This is a genomic window from Acinetobacter sp. GQ146, assembly GCF_059758585.1.
Map to the genome: position 1 here is coordinate 63,246 of NZ_JCAXDV010000008.1, position 19,527 is coordinate 82,772.

Consider the following 19,527-nt stretch of genomic DNA (forward strand, 5'->3'; position numbering starts at 1 on the left):
CTTTTTTTTATTTCACGTCTTAACGCACAATTCCACGTTCCGACTGCTCGAGAGAATCAATCAACAATTGGGCTTCGGGTACTGTTGGTAAAATGTCTTGTCGAATACGATCAACAGCTTCTACCATCGTTAAACCTTCTTTGTAAATCAGTTTAAACGCTGTACGCAAGCCCTGAATGACTTCTTTAGACCAACCTTTACGTCGCATACCTTCTACATTCATTGCAAAAGCATGTGCAGGATTGCCCGATGCCATAACATATGCTGGAACATCTTTAACAATTAAAGATGCCCCCCCCACCATGCTATAAGAAGCCAATTTACAGAATTGATGAATACCTGAGTTACCACCAACAATAACGTAATTACCAATTTGGACGTGACCCGCAACCCCCACGTTATTGGCAAAAATATTATGATCACCCACCATACAGTCATGTGCTATATGTGTATTAACCATCAACAGATTGTGACTACCAATTTTCGTTAAGCTCTGATCTTGGACCGTACCACGGTGCAAGCTGCAATGCTCACGAATAGAGTTATGATCACCTATCTCTAACCAAGTTTCTTCACCTTGGTATTTAAGATCTTGACAAACTTCGCCAATACTCGCGAATTGGAAAATTTCATTATTTTTTCCAATACGAGTATACCCTCCAACCACAACATGTGAATGAAGTTTCGTTCCAGCCCCAATCGTCACTTGTGGACCAATAATACAATATGGACCAATTTGGACATCTGGAGCAATTACTGCTGATGAGTCAATAATAGCGGTTGGATGAATGAATTCGTTATTGCTCATGCCTGCTCTATACTTTCTGATGATAAACCATGATTTCTGCGGTTGTTGCAACAACGCCATCTACAGTAGCAATACAGTTATATTTGTAAATACCACGTTTTTGCATAATCAACTCAGATTTTAATACAAGTTGGTCACCTGCAACCACCTGTTTTTTAAATCTTACCTTTTCTGCACCTGCAAAAAGGAACAAAGAACCTTCACTCGGCTTCTCATTGTTCATAATAAAGCCAAGAATGCCTGATACTTGTGCCAAGGCTTCAACAATCAGTACACCCGGCATAATTGGGTAATTCGGAAAATGGCCTTGCAGAAACTCTTCATTGATTGAAACGTTTTTATAACCGACAATCCCATTATCAGTTACATCAACAATGCGATCAACCAACAGGAATGGATAACGGTGTGGTAAATATTCACGAATTTGCTGAATATGCATTGGCAATTCTGGTTTCGTAAATGGTAGTAAAGTCGACTCAGTCATCATAATTCTATTTACGCAATTTAAAAGTTGATTCAAGGGACTCAATTTGAGCCTGCATATGATCAAGTCGTTTGACTAATTGGGTCAATGGCACATCTGCTAATTGTCTAAAGCGAACAACCGTACGTTTCCAATTCGGACTTTCAAATAATCCCGTGCCACCAGAGTAGCTTCCCGCTTTTGAAATATTATTTGTGACCATTGACATTCCCGTAATTGTCACATTATCTGCAATTGTAATGTGTCCAACTACACCACATCCCCCTGCTAGGATGCAGTTTTTGCCAATTGTGGTACTCCCTGCAATACCACTCTTTGCAGCAATCGCAGTATTTTCACCGATCTTGACGTTATGAGCGATTTGCACAAGGTTATCAATCTTAACACCATGTTCCAAAATCGTATCGTCCAATGCTCCGCGATCAATACTACAATTCGAGCCAATGCGTACATCATTGCCGATTTGCACTGACCCCAACTGCGCAATACGATGCCACTTGCCTTGATAGGGTGCAAAACCGAAGCCCTCTCCACCAATCACAGTATTCGCATGAATACGCACGCGATCACCGATTTTACAAGCACCGGTTAAAGTGACATGTGAATCAATAAATCCATCTTTGCCAATCTCAACATCATCATCAATGCGTACATGAGCCTGAATAATAGTGTTATCACCGACCACGCAGTTTTCACCTATCACCACATAATGACCAATATATGCCGAGTCAGAAATAATCGCTGAAGGATGAATTTTTGCCGTACTCTCAATACCAACTTCAACATATTTCTTTTCAAATACATGAGTCAGCATTGCAAAGGCCAGATAGGGATTCTGCACCAAAATAAAATTGTGGTGGGTCTGCAATTTTTCTTGTAAAGCAGGAGTAACAATTAAAGCACCTGCTTTGGAAACAAGTGCTTTATCCAAATACTTTTCATCAGTCACAAAAGAGATGTTTTGAGCTGTTGCAGTATCCAGACTTGCAAGCCCCTTAAGAATAAGGTCGGACTGACCTCGACACTCGCCTTGTACAAGACGAGCAAGAGCTTCTAAACTAGTTGTTTTAAGATTCATTGATTACTTAATTGCATTAACCTTTTGAATCATTTTATCAGTTAAATCATATTTAGCGTCATAGGCAAGCGCAGAGTTTTTATTCAAAACCACATCTAAATTATTTTCTTTACGTAATTGCTCAGCTGCTTGCTTGATGCGAGAGTCCAAAGTCTTATTCATAACCTGTAGAGAGGCTTGAACTTTACCTTGCAAACCTTGTTGAATACCGTTTAATTCATTCAACTTTGTTTGATATTCAGCACTCATTTTTTGCATTTCAGCTTCAGATAGTTTTGAAGCCTGCGCCTTTTGCTTCATCGTATCTAGCTCTTTACTGAGCTGCTCTAACCGTGTGGTCTGTGGCTTGATGCTTTGCTGCAAGCTCGCATTTTGAGCCTTTAAATAAGTACTGTTATCTACAACTTGTTCTAAATCCACCACCCCATAACCTGCAGCATGAACAGCAGAACTTAGTGAAACGGTTGCAAATGCTAAAGCTTTGATTATTTTATGCATGATTAAACCTTATTTTATATGCTTGTTAAGTTCAAAAAAGATCGTACTTAGAAAGTACGACCAATCTCGAATTGAATTTCTTTAGTTTCATCACCCGGCTTATCATTCAGCGGGAAGGCATAACTTAATGAAAGTGGACCAATCATGGTGATCCAAGTAAAGCCTACACCCACGCTATAACGCATGTTACCTAAATCAAAACCGTATTCATCTTTACAAGTCTGTTTATCTTCAGCAGAGGAGAAAACATCACACTGTGTATCAAATACTTGTGCACCTTCAGCAAACAGCACTGGGCGTACTTGACGTGTCCAATCCCCTTTAAACGGTAATGGTAAGGCCAACTCAGTACCGAATTGCACTAAAGCATTACCACCCACTTCTTCTGGTGACGGATCTGGTTCGCCTGTTTCACTATAGTATACGCCATCATATTTTGGACCCAAGGTACTGTTATCATAGCCTCGCACCGATCCATAACCACCTGCATAGAAGTTCTTATAGAAAGGCAAGTCATTACCATAACCCAGCTTACCATAGCCACGCAGAACAAAATCTTTCCCTAACGGTAAGAATGCCTGTGCATCATAGGTGATTTTTTGGTACTCAACATCACTTCCAGGTAAGGCAATTTCCGCATTGACACGGTGAGACTGACCTGATGTCGGGAATACTGGTCGATTAAGCGTATTATATGACCAGCCTAAATTTAAGTTATACGTTAAGAAGTTGCCTTTAAACTCATCTTCATATGTAATTAAATTATTTGCAGGACAATCTTCATAACCCGTGATATTGCCAGCACTATCTTTAATTGGCACTAAGTCAACATTACAGTAAGTTGATGTGCCTGAAGCCTTTCCACCATGTGCTAATAAATAATCACGCACATAGGTAGATACATAAGGACCAGTGGTAACTTCAGTTTGGTCAATATTTAAACCTGCACTAATACTTTGGTTTTCATCAATTGGATAACCAAAGTTAATACCACCACCAAAACTGTCAGTTACATAGTTATTGACGTTATAGTCGCTATCCAATTTAGTTTTACGGTAGTACATGTTATAACCACGACGCACCCCATCAATGGTGAAATACGGGTCAGTTACACTCAGGTTGTAGTAATCTTGAGTTTCAGAGCGTGATAAATCAATTGCAACACTATTACCAGTCCCCATAAAGTTGGTTTGGCTTAATCCTGCTTGGAATGTTACACCACCACTTTGCGAAAAACCTACTGCCAATGTACTAGTGCCTGAATGCTGTTCTTCAACACTAACATTCAAGTCCACCTGATCCGGCATATTCGGGATACGTGTCGGTTTAATATCCACAGTTTTAAAATAACCTGTGCGCTCTAAGCGAACTTTAGACAAGTCAATTTTTTCATTACTTGCTAAAGCACCTTCCATCTGGCGCATTTCACGACGCAATACTTCATCCGAAGTCTTAGTATTCCCCGTAAAGTTAATACGACGTACCGTAACTTGCTGACCAGGATTAATGTAGTAGTTCAGATCAACCACACGCGTTTCATTATTAATTTGCGGAACCACGTTGACTTCCGCATAGTAATAACCGGCATTACCATATTTACGTAGGAGTAACTGCTTAACCGCATTCACTTTTTCTTGCGAATAAGTCGAGCCATCTTTATAAATTTGCATGGCTTTCAATTCTTCTGGCTTATATAACGCATCACCCAAGAATTTACTTTCACCAAATTTAAACTGCTCACCTTCGTTTACAGAAACTTCAATAAAGATACGTTTTTTGTCTTCACTCAAGTTCAAACTTGAATTGGTAATATCAAAATTAATGTAACCTGCATTCAAATACAAGGCACGCAAAGCTTCTAGACTGGCAGCCATTTTTTCACGTGCATAGCGGTCATTACGTGAAACAATTGAGCTCCAACTACTTTCTTTGACTGCAAAAGCTTGCTGAATATCACTATCGCTAAATACAGTATTACCAATAACATTGATATCTACAACTTTCGCAGCTTTACCTTCGTTAAACTCAAGCAACAAATCTACGCGGTTATTTGGCTTAGCCGTGGTCGTTACTTTCACATCCGCATCGTAACGACCTTGCTGTACATACTGTTGTTCTAGCTCTGACTCTACAGTTTGAAGTGTTGATTTCTTTAACACCTCACCCTCAGCCAAGCCCATTTTTTTCAAGCCTTCTTCCAAAGCTTCTTTAGGAATAAGCTTATTGCCTTTTAGTTCAATTTTAGAAATAAGTGGGCGTTCAACCACGCTAAAAACAAGGGTATCACCTTGTTTGGATGCCTTAATATCATCAAACAAACCCGTAGCATACAATGCACGAATTGAGTTTGAAATAGCCTGATCATCAACACGATCACCACTATTTATTGGCAACATGGTATACACATTGGCAGGTGTTAAACGAACGAGTCCATCAATTTTTATATCACGAACAATAAATTCATCCGCTGCATATACTTGTTGTACTGCTGCCATAGCACTAACCAGTGCCAAAGGCATAAATAAATGTGTGTGCTGCATGCCAGTCTTTTCCAATGTTAATTTCAAAGCAACGTTGTTATAAACGCATAAAGTCATTAAATAATGCAAGGAGCATCATGCTACCCAGCAGTACCATACCAATTTTTAAACCAACCAATTGTATTTGTTCAGAAACAGGTTTACCACGAATTAGTTCGACAAAGTAATAAACCAGATGTCCACCATCTAGCATTGGGATAGGCAACAAATTTAATATTCCCAAGCTTACACTCATCAGCGCCATAAACGAAATGAATGTCTGCCATCCCATTTCAGCACTTTGCCCTGCAACTTTAGCAATCGTGATCGGCCCAGATAAATTCTCCAAACCAATTAAACCACGAACCATTTTCACAATTGAGTTGAGAATCATGGTACTAATTTGCCCAGTCTTATCCACTGCTTTACCAAACGCTTCCAGCGGACCATATTGAATGGTTTGCTTATATTCTTCAGGGATAACCACTTTTCCAGGATTGCTCTGCACGCCAAGCACACCAGATACATTTCCCATGTTATCTCGCTTACCTTGCGGCATGACCTCCAGATGAATCAATTGATTTTGACGCAGAACATCAATCTTCAGCAATTTTTCAGGTGAAGCTTGAACCACCTCAACCACATCAAACCAGTCTTTCATCTTCACGCCATCAATCGCCACAATACGGTCACCCTCTTTCATACCTTGACGAATTGCCGCACCATCTTCACTTAATTTCATGACGGTAGCAGGAATATATGGACGATAAGGAATAAAACCCAGACTATCTAAAGGGGATTGATTTTGATCTTTTAAAAAGCTCTGAATTGGCAATTCAAAGGATTGTGTTTGCCCATTTCGATCTGCATCGATATGAATCACACCCGATTCACCAGCACGATCCACCAAGGCAAAATTCAACTGTTCCCATGTGCTAGTTTTTACACCATCCACAGCTGTAATTTTATCGCCAACCTGCATTTGCGCCGCAGCAGCGGGTGTATTTACTAAGACCTTACCGACACGCGTGTTTAACTGTTCTTGAGCCGGTAAAAAAAGCACCCAAAACAGCAAAACTGCAAAAATAAGGTTAATCAGCGGCCCAGCTGCAACAATTGCAATACGTTTCCAAGGATGTTGGCGGTTAAACGCATAAGGTAAATCTGCTTCAGCAACATTTCCTTCACGCTCATCCAACATCTTCACGTAACCACCTAAAGGCAAAGCAGACAGCTGATACTGAATACCTGACTTCTTCGATGTCCATTTTAAAATAGTTGGACCAAACCCGATGGAATAAACTAAAACTTTAACGCCTAGTTTACGTGCTACAAAATAATGTCCGAACTCATGAATTGCAATGAGAGGCCCGAGCAATAAAATTGCTGCAACAATAATAAACAAGGCATTCATCTTAGCTTCCTTTACTGCTTACAAACTGCTGAGCAATTGATCTGGCAGTTGAATCGGCTTGTAGAATTAAATCAATAGAGTTTGCAGAACCATTTTCAACCTGATTCAAGGTATGTTCAACCACTATTGGAATATCCGTAAATCGAATCTGCTTTTGCAAGAAAGATGCCACCGCAATCTCATTCGCTGCATTTAATATTGCAGGAGCCAAGCCACCAGCTTGCATGGATTGGCGAGCCAATCTTAATGCTGGGAAACGCTGAGTATCTGGTTCCTGAAAATTAAGCTGATGATTTATAAATAAATCCAAAGCTGGAACATGAGTATCAATCCGCTTAGGCCATGCTAAGGCATGTGCAATTGGGGTACACATATCTGGATTCCCCATCTGCGCCAAAGTTGAACCATCAACATATTGAACCATGGAGTGAATAATACTCTGTGGATGCACCACAATTGTTACAAAATGTTCTGAAATTGCAAATAGATGACACGCTTCAATCAACTCCAGCCCTTTATTCATTAAAGTCGCTGAATCAACAGAAATTTTCTGTCCCATCGACCAGTTGGGGTGTTTACAGGCTTGCGCTGGTGTAACGTTATGCAGTTGTTCTAATGAATGATTTAGAAATGGACCACCCGAAGCCGTCAATAAAAGACGAGATACACCTAGCTTAGGCTGACCATTACGCTCTTCATTTATATACTGTTCGGGTAGGCATTGAAAAATAGCATTGTGCTCAGAATCTACCGGTAACAATAAAGCGCCATGCTCGCGCGCAGCCTGCATCATGATGTCACCCGACATCACCAATGCTTCTTTATTCGCCAACAAGACCCGCTTACCCGCCTGCACAGCTGCCAATGTCGGTAACAGACCTGCTGCCCCTACAATCGCCGCCATCACCACATCGACTTCTGGATGTCGAGCAACTGCTTGCAAGCCTGCTTCATCAAACAAGACCTCAATATCACAAAGATGTTCTTGTGTAAAAAGCTGACGCAATTCCGCTTCCTTGTCAGACGGAATCACTACGACCTTTGGTCGAAACTGTTTACATATCTGCACCAGCTCCTGAATCCGACTGAATGCGGATATTGCAAAGACTGAATAATCTTCAGGATGCTGTTGCAGTATTTTTAAGGTACTTTGACCAATAGAACCTGTTACACCTAAGATACAAACAGCTTGTGACATTTACAAATCTACGCCAATTAGTTTTAACACATACATACCCGCTGCAAAGATAGGTGCTGCAGCAAGCAAAGAATCGATTCGATCCAACACGCCACCATGTCCAGGTAAAATTCGACCAGAATCCTTGATTCCTGCGCGACGCTTGATCATCGACTCGAACAAATCACCGAGCACCGAACTAAATACAGTGACTATAGAGAGAATCAGGAACAAAATATGTTGAGCTAAAGTTAAATCTAGATATAAAACCTCAACCACAATGACAATGATCATTGAAGTGAAAATTCCACCATACAAACCTTCTATAGATTTATTTGGACTTACATCTGGGGCAAGTTTTTTCTTCCCGAACTTACGCCCAACAAAGTATGCACCACTATCTGCCCCCCAAACCAACAAGAACAGATACATCAACCACCATGGCGAACTAAACCACAACGCAAAAATTGCAGTCACGGCCGCAGCAACCAGCACAAAACCTAAGAAATACAGGCTATTGTTATACCAGCCATCATATTCTGGGTAGTTTTTTACCCAGTAGACACTGACCAACCAAGACAAAATGGACGCACACCACAATAAAAGTGCAATATCTTTAAAATATAGAGCTAAAGTTGCGACTGCAGCAGCAAGCAGTCCATAGCTCCATGCAAAAGGCTTGATAATGTGATTTGTTTTTCTTGGCATGAGTTTAAACCACTCATAACCAGCAACCCCAGCGGCAATCATCATCAGAATCAACATTGGATACTGTGATTGGGTGGCGAACATACAACTAAGTACCACAGCCACCAATACCAATGCGGTAATAATCCGCTCTAACATTTATTAATTCTCGATTTTATCTTGTTGAATTTGCTCAGATGTTTTACCAAAACGTCGCTCACGCCCTGCAAAAACTTCTAATGCATGATCAAACTCTTGCACATCGAATTCAGGCCATAAAGTTTCTGTAAAATACAACTCAGCATATGCTGCTTGCCAGAGCAAGAAATTCGACAATCGATAATCCCCACCTGTACGAATCAGCAAATCCACAGCCGGCAAATCTGACATACTAATATACCGCCCCATCAGCTCGGTATTGATTTGCTCAACTTCAAGCGCCCCAGCCTTTACCTCTTTGGCAATTTGCTGTGCCGCTTGAGCCATGTCCCACATACCACCATAACTGACCGCAATGGTCAAAGTCATTTCAGTGAACTTAGCAGTCCTTTGCTCAGCTTGCAACATCAACTCACGTAAATGCGGAGATAAGCGAGAACGATCACCAATAAATCGCAAGGCAATTTCAAATTTTTCCATTCGCGGGATTTGCTCATGAATTGTTTCTTCCAACAAATTCATCAGCAAATCCACCTCAAACTGAGGTCTATTCCAATTCTCACTTGAAAATGCGAAAACGGTTAAGGCTTGAATATTTCTTTTTCGACAATGCTCTACAATCGGATCAAGGACATTTTTACCTTCACGGTGTCCTGCACCTTTTTGCATCTGCATTTTTTTGGCAAAACGATTGTTGCCATCCATAATGATGGCAACATGTTTTGGAAGATGTGTAATGTCTTCAGATGCGGTCATTAATCTTAGACCTTCATCAATTCAGCTTCTTTTGCAGCCAAACGCTTTTCAACTTCAGCAACGTATTTATCCGTGATTTTTTGAATGTCATCACCAGCACGACGCTCATCATCTTCAGAAATTTCTTTTTCTTTCAACAATGCTTTGAGGTCACCTAAGACATCACGACGGATGTTACGAATCGCAACTTTGGCATTTTCTGCTTCGTTACGTGCAACTTTTTGCATGTCACGACGTGTTTCTTCAGTTAAAGCCGCCATTGGTACACGAATAGCATCCGCAGTGATTGGGTTAAGACCCAAATCTGATTCACGAATAGCCTTATCAATCGCAGCCACCATTGAACGCTCAAACGGCTGAACGATTAAAGTACGTGAATCTTCAACACCAACGTTAGCAACCTGATTTAAAGGCACATCAGAGCCATAGTAAGGAACCATTACGCCGTTCAGAATGGATGGATGTGCTCGCCCAGTACGAACTTTTGCAAAACCATGTTCCAACGAGTCAAGTGACTTGTTCATACGGTCTTCTGCGTCTTTTTTAAGATCGTTAATCATATGATCTTCCTTACTTAATTCTATAAGATGTAATTACTAAAATAGCGTGTAGTATAAAGAGCTTTCAGGCTCACGTACATTAGTTCGTAACGTGAGTCCCTTCTTTTTCACCCATAACTACAGAAAGTAACGCGCCAGATTTGTTCATATCAAACACTTGCAATGGCACATTATGGTCACGACATAAACAAATTGCTGTTAAATCCATCACACCTAACTTTTCATCCAACACTCGATCGAATGTTAAGTGATCATATTTTACTGCATCATCAAATTTGCTTGGGTCTTTATTATAAACACCGTCTACTTTAGTCGCTTTCAAAATGAGGCTCGCCTCAATTTCAATACCACGCAAACAAGCTGCTGTATCTGTAGTAAAGAATGGATTACCCGTGCCCGCAACAAATACACAGACTTCACCTTGAGTAAGATGACGAATTGCATCACGGCTTGAGTAAGACTCAACCACTGTACCAATTGGCAATGCTGACATTAAACGTGTTTTGATATTACGGCGTACCAACGCATCACGCATTGCCAAACCATTCATTACCGTCGCCAACATACCCATTTGGTCGCCTGTTACACGCCCAACCAAACCATCTTTTTGCAACTGGCTGCCACGATATAAATTACCGCCACCAACAACGATACCCACTTGCACACCCAAACCAACCAAGTGAGCAATAGATAAAGACATTTGATCTAATACTTGCGCATCAATACCCATGTCTTTATTTCCCGCAAGTGCCTCACCCGAAAGCTTAAGCAAAATGCGTGAATAACGTGGGTTCTTTGAATCTGACATTCCAAACTCCAAATTAACTTAATATCTATTTTTATCTTTTCAAGAATTCGCTTATGCCGACTTAATTCGAATCAGCTTGGCAAACAAGTCATATTCATCAGCATCGGTAATTTCAACTTCAAGTAAATCACCTGCTTTAATCAGACGCTTGTCAATATCCTCTACAAAGACATTCCCATCAATTTCTGGTGCATCTGCATATGAGCGTGCAACCGCAACTGGGAACTCTTCTTCGAGATCATCAACCAAAACTGTCATGACTTGACCAATACGTTTTTGAAGCTTGGCAGCAGAAATCTCCTGCTGTACTTCCATAAAACGCTCATAGCGCTCTTGTTTAATTTCTTCAGACACATGATCTGGCAGATCATTCGCAGTTGCCCCTTCTACAGGAGAATAAGTAAAGCAACCTACGCGATCCAATTGTGCTTCTTTCAACCAATCCAGCAACATTTGGAAGTCTTCTTCAGTTTCACCTGGGAAGCCCACCACAAAAGTTGAGCGAATCACCAATTCCGGACATTTTTCACGCCATAATTTCAGACGCTCTAAAGTGTTTTCACTATGTGCTGGTCGCTTCATCAATTTTAAGATACGCGGACTGGCGTGCTGAAAAGGAATGTCCAAATAAGGCAAGATTTTGCCTTGTGCCATTAAATCAATTACAGCATCTACATGCGGGTAAGGATAGACATAGTGTAAACGAACCCAGATCCCCATTTGACCTAAGGCTTCACACATGTCATAGAATTTGGTTTTAACTGGCTGACCATTCCAGAAATCCAGCTTATATTTGGTATCTACACCATAAGCAGAAGTATCTTGAGAAATCACCAAGACTTCTTTCACGCCTGCACGTTTTAATGCAGCCGCTTCATCAAGTACAGAACCAACCGGACGTGATACCAAGTCACCACGCATACTCGGAATAATACAGAAGGTACAACGGTGGTTACAGCCTTCCGATATTTTCAAATATGCATAATGTTTAGGGGTTAAACGAATCCCTTGTTCTGGCACTAAATCAATAAATGGATTGTGCTTAGGGGGTGCTGGTACATACTCATATACCGCCTCCATAACATCCTGATAGGCAGCCGCACCTGTAACTTTCAAGACATTCGGGTGCATTTCACGAATTTTATCTTCGTCTTTACCCAAACATCCCGTCACAATAACTTTACCATTGGCGCTCATTGCTTCGCCAATCGCATCCAATGATTCTTGTACTGCAGATTCAATAAAACCACAGGTATTAACAACAACCAAATCAGCACCATCATAATCTGATGCCACATCATAACCTTCAGTCTTTAACTGAGTTAAAATTCGTTCAGAATCTACCAATGCCTTAGGACAACCTAAAGAAACAAAACCGACTTTGGGGGACTTCATGAATCTGCGCTCCACTAGAATGCGCGTATTGTAAGACTTTTCTATTGATAAGAATAGGTGGAAAGTCGACTCTTTGTGTAATGCACCAAAATTAATCCACTGTTTGCTTTATATATTTACATTTGCACCATTTTGATACATTTTAAAAGTTATTTATCTTAGATCTTCGCCTTACAATTTTAATAAAGTCCAATTTCAGCGCATTTTTTTAATAAAGGTTCAACTTTGACACGTTGAATTTAAAGTTGGCGTGCATTTTGCTTAATTTGCATCAATTGCGTTCCAAGATTGGACTATAAATTGCTTTTTGAAGATGCCATTGCGCCATTTTAACACAGGATACCCTCGCTAATGGATCAGCCACATACTATCGACTACCGCGTTTTGGTGGACAATTTGACCACCGCAATTTTGCTTGTCGACAGTAAACTTAATATTTTTTATTTAAACTCATCATGCGAGTCATTGTTTGATATGAGTTTATTGCGAGCAAATGGGCAACCTGTCCTGAATTTGCTGCATATGCCAAATGATGAATTTAATACAGAAGAAGCATTATTAAACACTTTAGCTACAGGTCAACCTTATACACGTCGTGAAGCGACAATAAATGTTAACTTCAAAGACATTCACGTAGACTACACCGTCTCTCAACTCAATGCAGGCAAACCCTACCATCCTTTACTATTAATCGAGCTAAATCCAATTGATCGGATGCTGAAAATTTCCAAAGAAGAAAATTTAATTCAGCAACATCAAGTCGCACGCCAACTGATTCGTGGTGTCGCACATGAAATTAAAAATCCTTTAGGTGGCATTCGAGGCGCGACTCAACTTCTCGCGCGTAGCTTAAATAATCCAGAGTACGCCGAGTTCACTGACATTATTATTAGTGAGGTGGATCGACTGCGTAATCTTGCTGATACCATGCTCGGTTCACGTCAATTACCTAGCTATGAACCCGTGAATGTGCATGAACCCCTGGAACGCGTCCGCTCACTGATTGCCAATCAAACCAAAAAGAAAATTAAGATTACTCGAGACTATGACTTGTCACTACCTGAAGTCAAAGCCGATCGAGATCAACTGATTCAAGTAATGCTGAATATCAGCGTCAATGCCGTACAGGCTATGATGGAAAATAAAGATTTCTTTACCGAACATCAGCCTGAACTGATGTTAAGAACACGCATTCAACGTTTGGTCACCATTAATGGTGTGCTGAATCGTTCAGCGGTCAGAGTCGACATTGAAGACAACGGGCCTGGCGTACCAGAAGAAATTTTAGAATCAGTTTTTTACCCACTGGTCACAGGTCGTGCCAAAGGCACAGGCTTGGGACTCAGTATTGCACAAAACATAATGCATCAACATAACGGAATGATTGAATGTCAATCTGTTCCTGGAAAAACAGTATTTAGCTTATATTTACCTTGGGAGTCTAACCATGTCGCGAAATAAAATATGGGTAATTGATGATGATCGCGCCATGCGATGGGTGCTAGAAAAAACATTCAAAGAAGAAGGTTTCGATGTCACCAGTTTTGAAGAAGCTCAATCTGCTTTAGATCAACTTGCCACCGATGCCCCTGATGTCATTTTAACTGACATTCGTATGCCGGGAATTGATGGTCTGACCTTTTTAGCAAAAGTAAAGAGCAACTATCCTGATTTACCGGTCATTATTATGACGGCGCACTCGGATCTTGAATCAGCTGTATCGAGTTATCAAACAGGTGCTTTTGAATACCTACCGAAACCTTTTGATATTGATGAAGCTTTAGCATTGGTCAACCGCGCTATCTTGCACATCACCAAGCTACAACAACAAGAATCTGCCAAAACAGTTTCACCAATTCAGTCTACCGAGATTATTGGTGAATCTCCTGCAATGCAAGAAGTGTTCCGTGCCATTGGTCGCTTGTCCCAATCCCATATTACCGTGCTGATTAATGGCGAATCCGGTACTGGTAAAGAGTTGGTGGCACATGCTTTACATCGCCACTCACCACGTAGCAGCAAACCTTTTATTGCCTTAAATATGGCTGCCATTCCCAAAGACCTGATTGAAACTGAGTTATTTGGCCATGAAAAAGGTGCCTTTACCGGTGCCAATACACAACGTCAAGGCCGTTTTGAACAAGCCAATGGTGGCACGCTATTCCTCGATGAAATTGGCGATATGCCTTTTGAAACTCAAACACGATTATTACGTGTCCTGGCAGATGGCGAGTTCTATCGTGTCGGTGGACATATCCCAGTAAAAGTCGATGTGCGAATTGTTGCCGCAACCCACCAAGATTTAGAAAAGCTGGTCAATGAAGGTCGTTTCCGCGAAGACTTATACCATCGCCTTAATGTGATTCGTATTCACATTCCAAAACTTGCGCACCGTAGCGAAGATATTCCTATGCTGGCGCAGCACTTCTTGGCACGTGCTGGTAAAGAACTTGGGGTCAGCCCAAAAATCTTGCGTCATGAAACACAAGAATACATGCAGCAATTACCATGGCCAGGTAACGTGCGCCAGCTAGAAAATACCTGTCGCTGGTTGACCGTCATGATTACAGGTCGTGAAGTCTATCCAGAAGACTTACCTTCTGAATTGAAACAAATTCCGATTGAGAAATCTTCTGAACAAGCTGCAACACCTCATTTCGATCGTATCTCGCTCCATCACTGGGATGAGCTATTGGGTCAATGGGCAATTCAAAAACTCAAAAATGGCGAAATGAAAATTTTAGACATAGCCACGCCAATGTTCGAGCGCACCTTAATTAATGCCGCGCTACAACAAACGCGTGGTCGCAAACGCCATGCGGCTGAACTTTTAGGTTGGGGGCGTAATACACTGACCCGCAAACTCAAAGAACTCGGTATGGATACGGCGGATGATGACATCGAAGAAGAAATCGAAGGTTAATCCCCAATAAAAAAGCTCCTTTAAGGAGCTTTTTTATTCAATCACTGCCCTTAAATGGCTGCAAAACCTGTATAACGATACATATTCTCGACACCCAACTCCGAACGCACCAAAATCACACCTTCATAATGAGCTTTCTGGATTTCTTCAAAAAAATTAGCCGATTCATCTGCGTGAATTTCATCGACTGAACGTGGCATCTGCTGTTCAAAACGATCAGCAATAAACTCAAAACCCAAATCCATAGCAATAAACAAAGTGTGCTCACAAGGCTGAACATATTGTTCCTCAGACCAATCCACCACTGCATGCTGGCAAATTGGACAGCAGATATTACTGTCAGCCGAGTTCACCTCAATGATCTGTTGAAACATCTTTCATCATCTTTAGCAAATAAATGGCAGTCTAAAGGATTCATCACAAAATTTATATGTCATCCACATACGATTTTAAAATTGACAAGTTGCAACATTAAATCTAAATTTCAAATATCGTTGCATAAATGGAATTATAAATGTTATCCGATCTTGATGATTTTTATTGTTTTGCCCTAGTGGTCGAACATGGCGGATTTAGCGCAGCAGAACGAGCCACAGATATCCCCAAATCAAAACTCAGTCGTCGCGTTTATAATTTAGAAGAGCATCTTGGTGTTCGATTAATACAACGTAGCTCAAGGCATTTTGCAGTGACTGAAATCGGCATGAATGTCTACCGACACGCTCAAGTCATGATGAATGCTGCGCAAGCCGCACATGACCTAGTCGACCACCTCAGTGTAGAACCTCGCGGTGTGATTAAAGTCAGCTTACCCGTATCGATTGCTCAAAACGAAATGACCAAAATTTTGCCGGGCTTTCTCAAGAAATATCCTGAAATTAAAGTTCAACTTTTAGTGAGCAACCGACGAGTCGATGTCATTAATGAAGGTATTGATTTAGCCCTACGAGTTCGTTCAAATCTGGATGATGATCCAAGTTTGATTTTAAGAAAGTTTGAATATATCGAACAACATTTATTCGCCAGCCAAGCTTACTTAAATCAGTTTGGCGAATTAAAACAGCCTGAAGATTTAGCACATCATCATATTTTAAGCATGGCCGATGAACATTTAGATCAGCAAATTATTGTACATGACAATCAGAACCATCAGAAAAAAGTCAAAGTGAATCCAGTTGTGATGGGTTCAGATTTGATGATGCTAGCGCAATTAGCCCGTCAAGACTGTGGCATTGCCTTACTTCCAGACTCAATTGTGCAGGACTACCTGAAAACTGGTGAATTAGTTCGTGTACTGCCTGAGTGGAAAGCACCGCACGGCATTTTTCATGCCGTTTATCCGTCACGTAGAGGACAACTCCCTGCCGTTCGCGTCTTTATTGATTATCTTGTTGAGCATCTCACTCGAAATCCTGCATAAATATTCAAAAAAAAAGCTTATCCGAGGAGGATAAGCTTGAAAAAGAGAAACAAGAAACTACAGCTAGAATCTTGGCGTGCATTTTATGGATTGAGCACAAATCAATCAAATAGAAAAAAACAATAATAGAAGTCACTCAGACATTCTACAGCCCAGCGATCTATATCATCCTATTCTAAATAAATCAAAAATAACGATTAATATAGCCGATCAAGCACACCAATTAGACTTAAGTCTAATGCATAATTTCATCACTTTGTCACTTGATTTCAGGATAGTCTCCAGTCCCTTCAGGCCATGGCGTGAGCAATTCAAATCCCGTTTCCGTGACAGCAACCATATGTTCCCATTGTGCCGATAATGATTTATCAGTCGTCACCACAGTCCAGCCATCTTTTAGCTCTTTAACTGTACCCCGACCAATATTAATCATTGGTTCAATGGTAAAGACCATACCTTGCTTAAGCTTTAAACCCTGTCCTGGTTGACCATAATGCAGAACACTTGGCTGTTCATGATAAACCTTTCCAATGCCGTGCCCACAATAATCCTTCACCACACTAAAACCTTCGCGCTGCGCCACAGACTGGATCGCAAAACCAATATCACCTAGGGTTGCATCAGGTTTGACTGCTTGAATACCTGCTAGCATGGCTTCGTAAGTTGTATCGACCAGTTTTTTTGCCTCGGGTTTTATACTTCCCACATAATACATGCGACTGGTATCACCAAAATAACCATCCTTAATGATCGCCACATCAATATTAATAATATCTCCATCCTGCAAGATTCGAGTTGCAGAAGGGATACCATGACAAACCACCTCATTAGGAGAAATACACGTGGTTTTGGTGTAACCATAGTAGCCAATATTGGCAGGTGTGACTTTTAAGGTATTCACAATATAGTCGTAACAAATATCATCCAGATATTCGGTACTCACCCCTGGTTTAACATGCTCGCCAATCATTGCCAAAACCTGCGCTGCCAATCGCCCTGACACACGCAGTTTTTCAATATCTTGTTCAGTTTTAATGACTACTGAAGCAGCTAGCATATCCTCACCCTCTTAAATGATGCTGGCATTATAATCCTTTTCATTAAAAAAAGCCGTATTCGCAATCTCCTCCCCATTTCCAACCAGACTCAAGAAATGCAGGTCATTTGCGACATAAAAATATAAACCTTCTAAACAGCCTGTTTAGCATTTTTTCACCAATTTTCAGCAATATATTTAAAACACACCCTTAAATACTCGAAAGATTGTATAAAAAAAATTCATATTACCTATAAAAAATTTTCCCAAGTCCTTATTTTTCTACTAGAATCGCGTGTTTTGAGTCAATGCTTCTCCTGATATGACGAATCTTCGTACTAGAGATATTATTGCCTTAGGTTTTATGACCTTTGCTCTGTTCATTGGAGCAGGCAACATTATCTTTCCTCCTATTGTTGCTCAACAAGCAGGTGAACACGTTTGGCTAGCTGCCGCTGGCTTTCTCGTTACTGCTGTTGGTTTACCTGTAATTACCATTATTGCACTTTCACGTGTTGAAGGTTCAATTCAACTGCTTAGCTCACCCCTAGGCCGAGTTGCCAGCTTAATCTTAACAGTTGTCTGTTATTTGGCTGTTGGACCACTCTTTGCCACACCACGAACCGCGACAGTTTCTTATGAAATTGGGTTCTCATCTTATTTTGGTACATCAGCAAATAGCCTGTTTATTTACAGTGTCATCTATTTTGCTATTGTGACTTTGGTTTCACTATATCCAAACAAACTACTGGATACCGTGGGACATTTCCTTGCACCAATTAAGATCATTTCTCTAGCTATTCTTGGTATAGCTGCATTCTTAATTCCAGCTGGATACATTCCACCAGCAATTCATAATTATGCAACAAGCCCTGTATCTGAAGGCTTTGTCAATGGTTACCTTACCATGGACACTTTAGGCGCATTAGTTTTTGGTATTGTGATTATTCACGCGATTCACTCACGTGGTGTTACTGACAAAAAACTCGTGACCAAATACGCGGTCATTGCAGGCCTTATTTCCGGTATTGGCTTAACACTGGTTTATCTCAGTTTATTTAAGCTAGGCTTAGGCAGCCACGAAGTTGCACCAAATGCTGCCAATGGCGCAATTATTTTGCATGCTTATGTACAACATGCTTTTGGTGATTTGGGCTCAATCTTCCTAACAGGTATGATTTTCCTTGCCTGCATGGTAACCGCAATTGGTTTAACTTGTGCTTGTGCAGAATACTTTTCAGAACTGACTAAAATTCCATATAAAGTTTTAGTCTTCATTTTGATTGGTTTTTCTCTACTCATTTCAAACCTAGGTTTAACCAAACTGATTGCCGTGTCAGTACCTGTATTATGTGCAATTTATCCACCAGCAATCGTGGTCATTATGCTGAGCTTCTTTGCTAAGTTCTGGAAAAATCCACCTGCTGTAATTGCCCCTGTAACAGCGATTGCCTTTATCTTTGGCATTCTAGAAGGCTTAAAAGCTGCTGAATTAAATGCTTTTTTACCTGAAGCAATTCAACATTTGCCTTTAAATGAACAAAACCTCGCGTGGCTAATCCCATCTTTAGTGGTCTTGGTTATTGCTTTGATCTGCGACAAATTTAGAAAATAAACTTTCAATTTGTGATTAAAATCCGATTTTACCCAAAGACGATTTTAAGTGTGACCAATAAATGTCGGTTTTACCCAAATCAACCTTTATTGTTTACTTTTCGCAGCTTCAAGCAATAACTCGCCCTGCGAGTGATCACCCACAATCTGCAAATCCCTCTCCCATCAAAAACTGGTCTAATTTTTGCTTT

The 19,527-nt window shown here is 40.7% G+C and carries 18 protein-coding genes; 4 read left to right on the plus strand and 14 right to left on the minus strand.

Annotation, left to right across the window (positions count from 1 at the left end; genetic code table 11):
- Positions 1-19: 19 nt before the first annotated feature.
- The 12 genes from lpxA to rimO form a co-directional block, all read right to left on the minus strand.
- The gene (lpxA, locus tag AC6CHI_RS12950; RefSeq protein WP_498121721.1) at positions 20-808 is read right to left on the minus strand and encodes an acyl-ACP--UDP-N-acetylglucosamine O-acyltransferase; all 789 of its coding nucleotides are present in this window, start codon (positions 806-808) and stop codon (positions 20-22) included.
- Positions 809-815: 7 nt separating this feature from the next.
- Positions 816-1,292: a 3-hydroxyacyl-ACP dehydratase FabZ gene (fabZ, locus tag AC6CHI_RS12955; protein ID WP_241625106.1), complete on the minus strand. Its 477-nt coding sequence runs from the start codon at positions 1,290-1,292 to the stop codon at positions 816-818.
- A 7-nt stretch (positions 1,293-1,299) separates the two neighbouring features.
- Complete coding sequence (gene lpxD / locus AC6CHI_RS12960) at positions 1,300-2,370, minus strand: UDP-3-O-(3-hydroxymyristoyl)glucosamine N-acyltransferase (RefSeq protein WP_498121723.1); 1,071 nt, start codon at positions 2,368-2,370, stop codon at positions 1,300-1,302.
- A gap of 3 nt (positions 2,371-2,373) precedes the next feature.
- A complete protein-coding gene (locus tag AC6CHI_RS12965; protein WP_498121725.1) occupies positions 2,374-2,868 on the minus strand; it encodes an OmpH/Skp family outer membrane protein in 495 nt (164 codons plus the stop codon).
- Between the two features lie 47 nt (positions 2,869-2,915).
- The gene (gene bamA / locus AC6CHI_RS12970; protein ID WP_498121726.1) at positions 2,916-5,408 is read right to left on the minus strand and encodes an outer membrane protein assembly factor BamA; all 2,493 of its coding nucleotides are present in this window, start codon (positions 5,406-5,408) and stop codon (positions 2,916-2,918) included.
- A 37-nt stretch (positions 5,409-5,445) separates the two neighbouring features.
- Positions 5,446-6,801, minus strand: coding sequence for an RIP metalloprotease RseP (gene rseP, locus AC6CHI_RS12975; protein WP_498121728.1), 1,356 nt, complete (start codon positions 6,799-6,801; stop codon positions 5,446-5,448).
- 1 nt (position 6,802) lies between these two features.
- Positions 6,803-7,999 carry a 1-deoxy-D-xylulose-5-phosphate reductoisomerase gene (gene ispC / locus AC6CHI_RS12980; protein ID WP_498121730.1) on the minus strand — a complete coding sequence of 399 codons (1,197 nt, stop codon included), beginning with the start codon at positions 7,997-7,999 and terminating at the stop codon, positions 6,803-6,805.
- Positions 8,000-8,824, minus strand: coding sequence for a phosphatidate cytidylyltransferase (locus AC6CHI_RS12985; RefSeq protein WP_498121732.1), 825 nt, complete (start codon positions 8,822-8,824; stop codon positions 8,000-8,002).
- A gap of 3 nt (positions 8,825-8,827) precedes the next feature.
- Entirely contained in the window at positions 8,828-9,580 is a 753-nt protein-coding gene (uppS, locus tag AC6CHI_RS12990) for a polyprenyl diphosphate synthase (RefSeq protein ID WP_458892372.1), read from the minus strand.
- Positions 9,581-9,585: 5 nt separating this feature from the next.
- Positions 9,586-10,140, minus strand: a complete 555-nt coding sequence (frr, locus tag AC6CHI_RS12995; protein WP_458892371.1) for a ribosome recycling factor — start codon at positions 10,138-10,140, stop codon at positions 9,586-9,588.
- A 79-nt stretch (positions 10,141-10,219) separates the two neighbouring features.
- Complete coding sequence (gene pyrH / locus AC6CHI_RS13000; protein ID WP_458892370.1) at positions 10,220-10,948, minus strand: UMP kinase; 729 nt, start codon at positions 10,946-10,948, stop codon at positions 10,220-10,222.
- A gap of 51 nt (positions 10,949-10,999) precedes the next feature.
- Positions 11,000-12,343 carry a 30S ribosomal protein S12 methylthiotransferase RimO gene (rimO, locus tag AC6CHI_RS13005; RefSeq protein ID WP_498121735.1) on the minus strand — a complete coding sequence of 448 codons (1,344 nt, stop codon included), beginning with the start codon at positions 12,341-12,343 and terminating at the stop codon, positions 11,000-11,002.
- A gap of 351 nt (positions 12,344-12,694) precedes the next feature.
- Here rimO and glnL point away from each other — a divergent pair, with 351 nt between their 5' ends.
- Together glnL and glnG are read left to right on the plus strand one after the other, a co-directional pair.
- Entirely contained in the window at positions 12,695-13,804 is a 1,110-nt protein-coding gene (gene glnL, locus AC6CHI_RS13010; RefSeq protein WP_498121737.1) for a nitrogen regulation protein NR(II), read from the plus strand.
- Complete coding sequence (gene glnG / locus AC6CHI_RS13015; RefSeq protein WP_458892367.1) at positions 13,791-15,266, plus strand: nitrogen regulation protein NR(I); 1,476 nt, start codon at positions 13,791-13,793, stop codon at positions 15,264-15,266. The genes glnL and glnG overlap by 14 nt, the downstream gene beginning before the upstream one ends.
- A gap of 50 nt (positions 15,267-15,316) precedes the next feature.
- On the opposite strand, the gene AC6CHI_RS13020 is transcribed toward glnG, so the two are convergent.
- On the minus strand, positions 15,317-15,640 hold the full coding sequence (locus tag AC6CHI_RS13020) for a hypothetical protein (protein WP_498121739.1): 324 nt from the start codon (positions 15,638-15,640) through the stop codon (positions 15,317-15,319).
- Positions 15,641-15,780: 140 nt separating this feature from the next.
- Between AC6CHI_RS13020 and AC6CHI_RS13025 the strand changes: the two genes are divergently transcribed.
- Positions 15,781-16,686, plus strand: a complete 906-nt coding sequence (locus AC6CHI_RS13025) for a LysR family transcriptional regulator (RefSeq protein WP_498121740.1) — start codon at positions 15,781-15,783, stop codon at positions 16,684-16,686.
- Positions 16,687-16,945: 259 nt separating this feature from the next.
- Here AC6CHI_RS13025 and map read toward each other — a convergent pair whose 3' ends face one another.
- The gene (gene map / locus AC6CHI_RS13030; protein ID WP_498121742.1) at positions 16,946-17,743 is read right to left on the minus strand and encodes a type I methionyl aminopeptidase; all 798 of its coding nucleotides are present in this window, start codon (positions 17,741-17,743) and stop codon (positions 16,946-16,948) included.
- A 301-nt stretch (positions 17,744-18,044) separates the two neighbouring features.
- Here map and brnQ point away from each other — a divergent pair, with 301 nt between their 5' ends.
- Positions 18,045-19,337 (plus strand): branched-chain amino acid transport system II carrier protein, encoded by a 1,293-nt coding sequence (gene brnQ / locus AC6CHI_RS13035; RefSeq protein ID WP_498121743.1) that lies wholly within the window; start codon positions 18,045-18,047, stop codon positions 19,335-19,337.
- Positions 19,338-19,527 lie beyond the last annotated feature (190 nt).

Excerpts from the sequence above, each read along its gene's own strand:
- lpxA (WP_498121721.1), bottom strand. The coding sequence starts at position 808 with ATGAGCAATAACGAATTCATTCATCCAACCGCTATTATTGACTCATCA.
- fabZ (WP_241625106.1), bottom strand. The coding sequence starts at position 1,292 with ATGACTGAGTCGACTTTACTACCATTTACGAAACCAGAATTGCCAATG.
- lpxD (WP_498121723.1), bottom strand. The coding sequence starts at position 2,370 with ATGAATCTTAAAACAACTAGTTTAGAAGCTCTTGCTCGTCTTGTACAA.
- AC6CHI_RS12965 (WP_498121725.1), bottom strand. The coding sequence starts at position 2,868 with ATGCATAAAATAATCAAAGCTTTAGCATTTGCAACCGTTTCACTAAGT.
- bamA (WP_498121726.1), bottom strand. The coding sequence starts at position 5,408 with ATGCAGCACACACATTTATTTATGCCTTTGGCACTGGTTAGTGCTATG.
- rseP (WP_498121728.1), bottom strand. The coding sequence starts at position 6,801 with ATGAATGCCTTGTTTATTATTGTTGCAGCAATTTTATTGCTCGGGCCT.
- ispC (WP_498121730.1), bottom strand. The coding sequence starts at position 7,999 with ATGTCACAAGCTGTTTGTATCTTAGGTGTAACAGGTTCTATTGGTCAA.
- AC6CHI_RS12985 (WP_498121732.1), bottom strand. The coding sequence starts at position 8,824 with ATGTTAGAGCGGATTATTACCGCATTGGTATTGGTGGCTGTGGTACTT.
- uppS (WP_458892372.1), bottom strand. The coding sequence starts at position 9,580 with ATGACCGCATCTGAAGACATTACACATCTTCCAAAACATGTTGCCATC.
- frr (WP_458892371.1), bottom strand. The coding sequence starts at position 10,140 with ATGATTAACGATCTTAAAAAAGACGCAGAAGACCGTATGAACAAGTCA.
- pyrH (WP_458892370.1), bottom strand. The coding sequence starts at position 10,948 with ATGTCAGATTCAAAGAACCCACGTTATTCACGCATTTTGCTTAAGCTT.
- rimO (WP_498121735.1), bottom strand. The coding sequence starts at position 12,343 with ATGAAGTCCCCCAAAGTCGGTTTTGTTTCTTTAGGTTGTCCTAAGGCA.
- glnL (WP_498121737.1), top strand. The coding sequence starts at position 12,695 with ATGGATCAGCCACATACTATCGACTACCGCGTTTTGGTGGACAATTTG.
- glnG (WP_458892367.1), top strand. The coding sequence starts at position 13,791 with ATGTCGCGAAATAAAATATGGGTAATTGATGATGATCGCGCCATGCGA.
- AC6CHI_RS13020 (WP_498121739.1), bottom strand. The coding sequence starts at position 15,640 with ATGTTTCAACAGATCATTGAGGTGAACTCGGCTGACAGTAATATCTGC.
- AC6CHI_RS13025 (WP_498121740.1), top strand. The coding sequence starts at position 15,781 with ATGTTATCCGATCTTGATGATTTTTATTGTTTTGCCCTAGTGGTCGAA.
- map (WP_498121742.1), bottom strand. The coding sequence starts at position 17,743 with ATGCTAGCTGCTTCAGTAGTCATTAAAACTGAACAAGATATTGAAAAA.
- brnQ (WP_498121743.1), top strand. The coding sequence starts at position 18,045 with ATGACGAATCTTCGTACTAGAGATATTATTGCCTTAGGTTTTATGACC.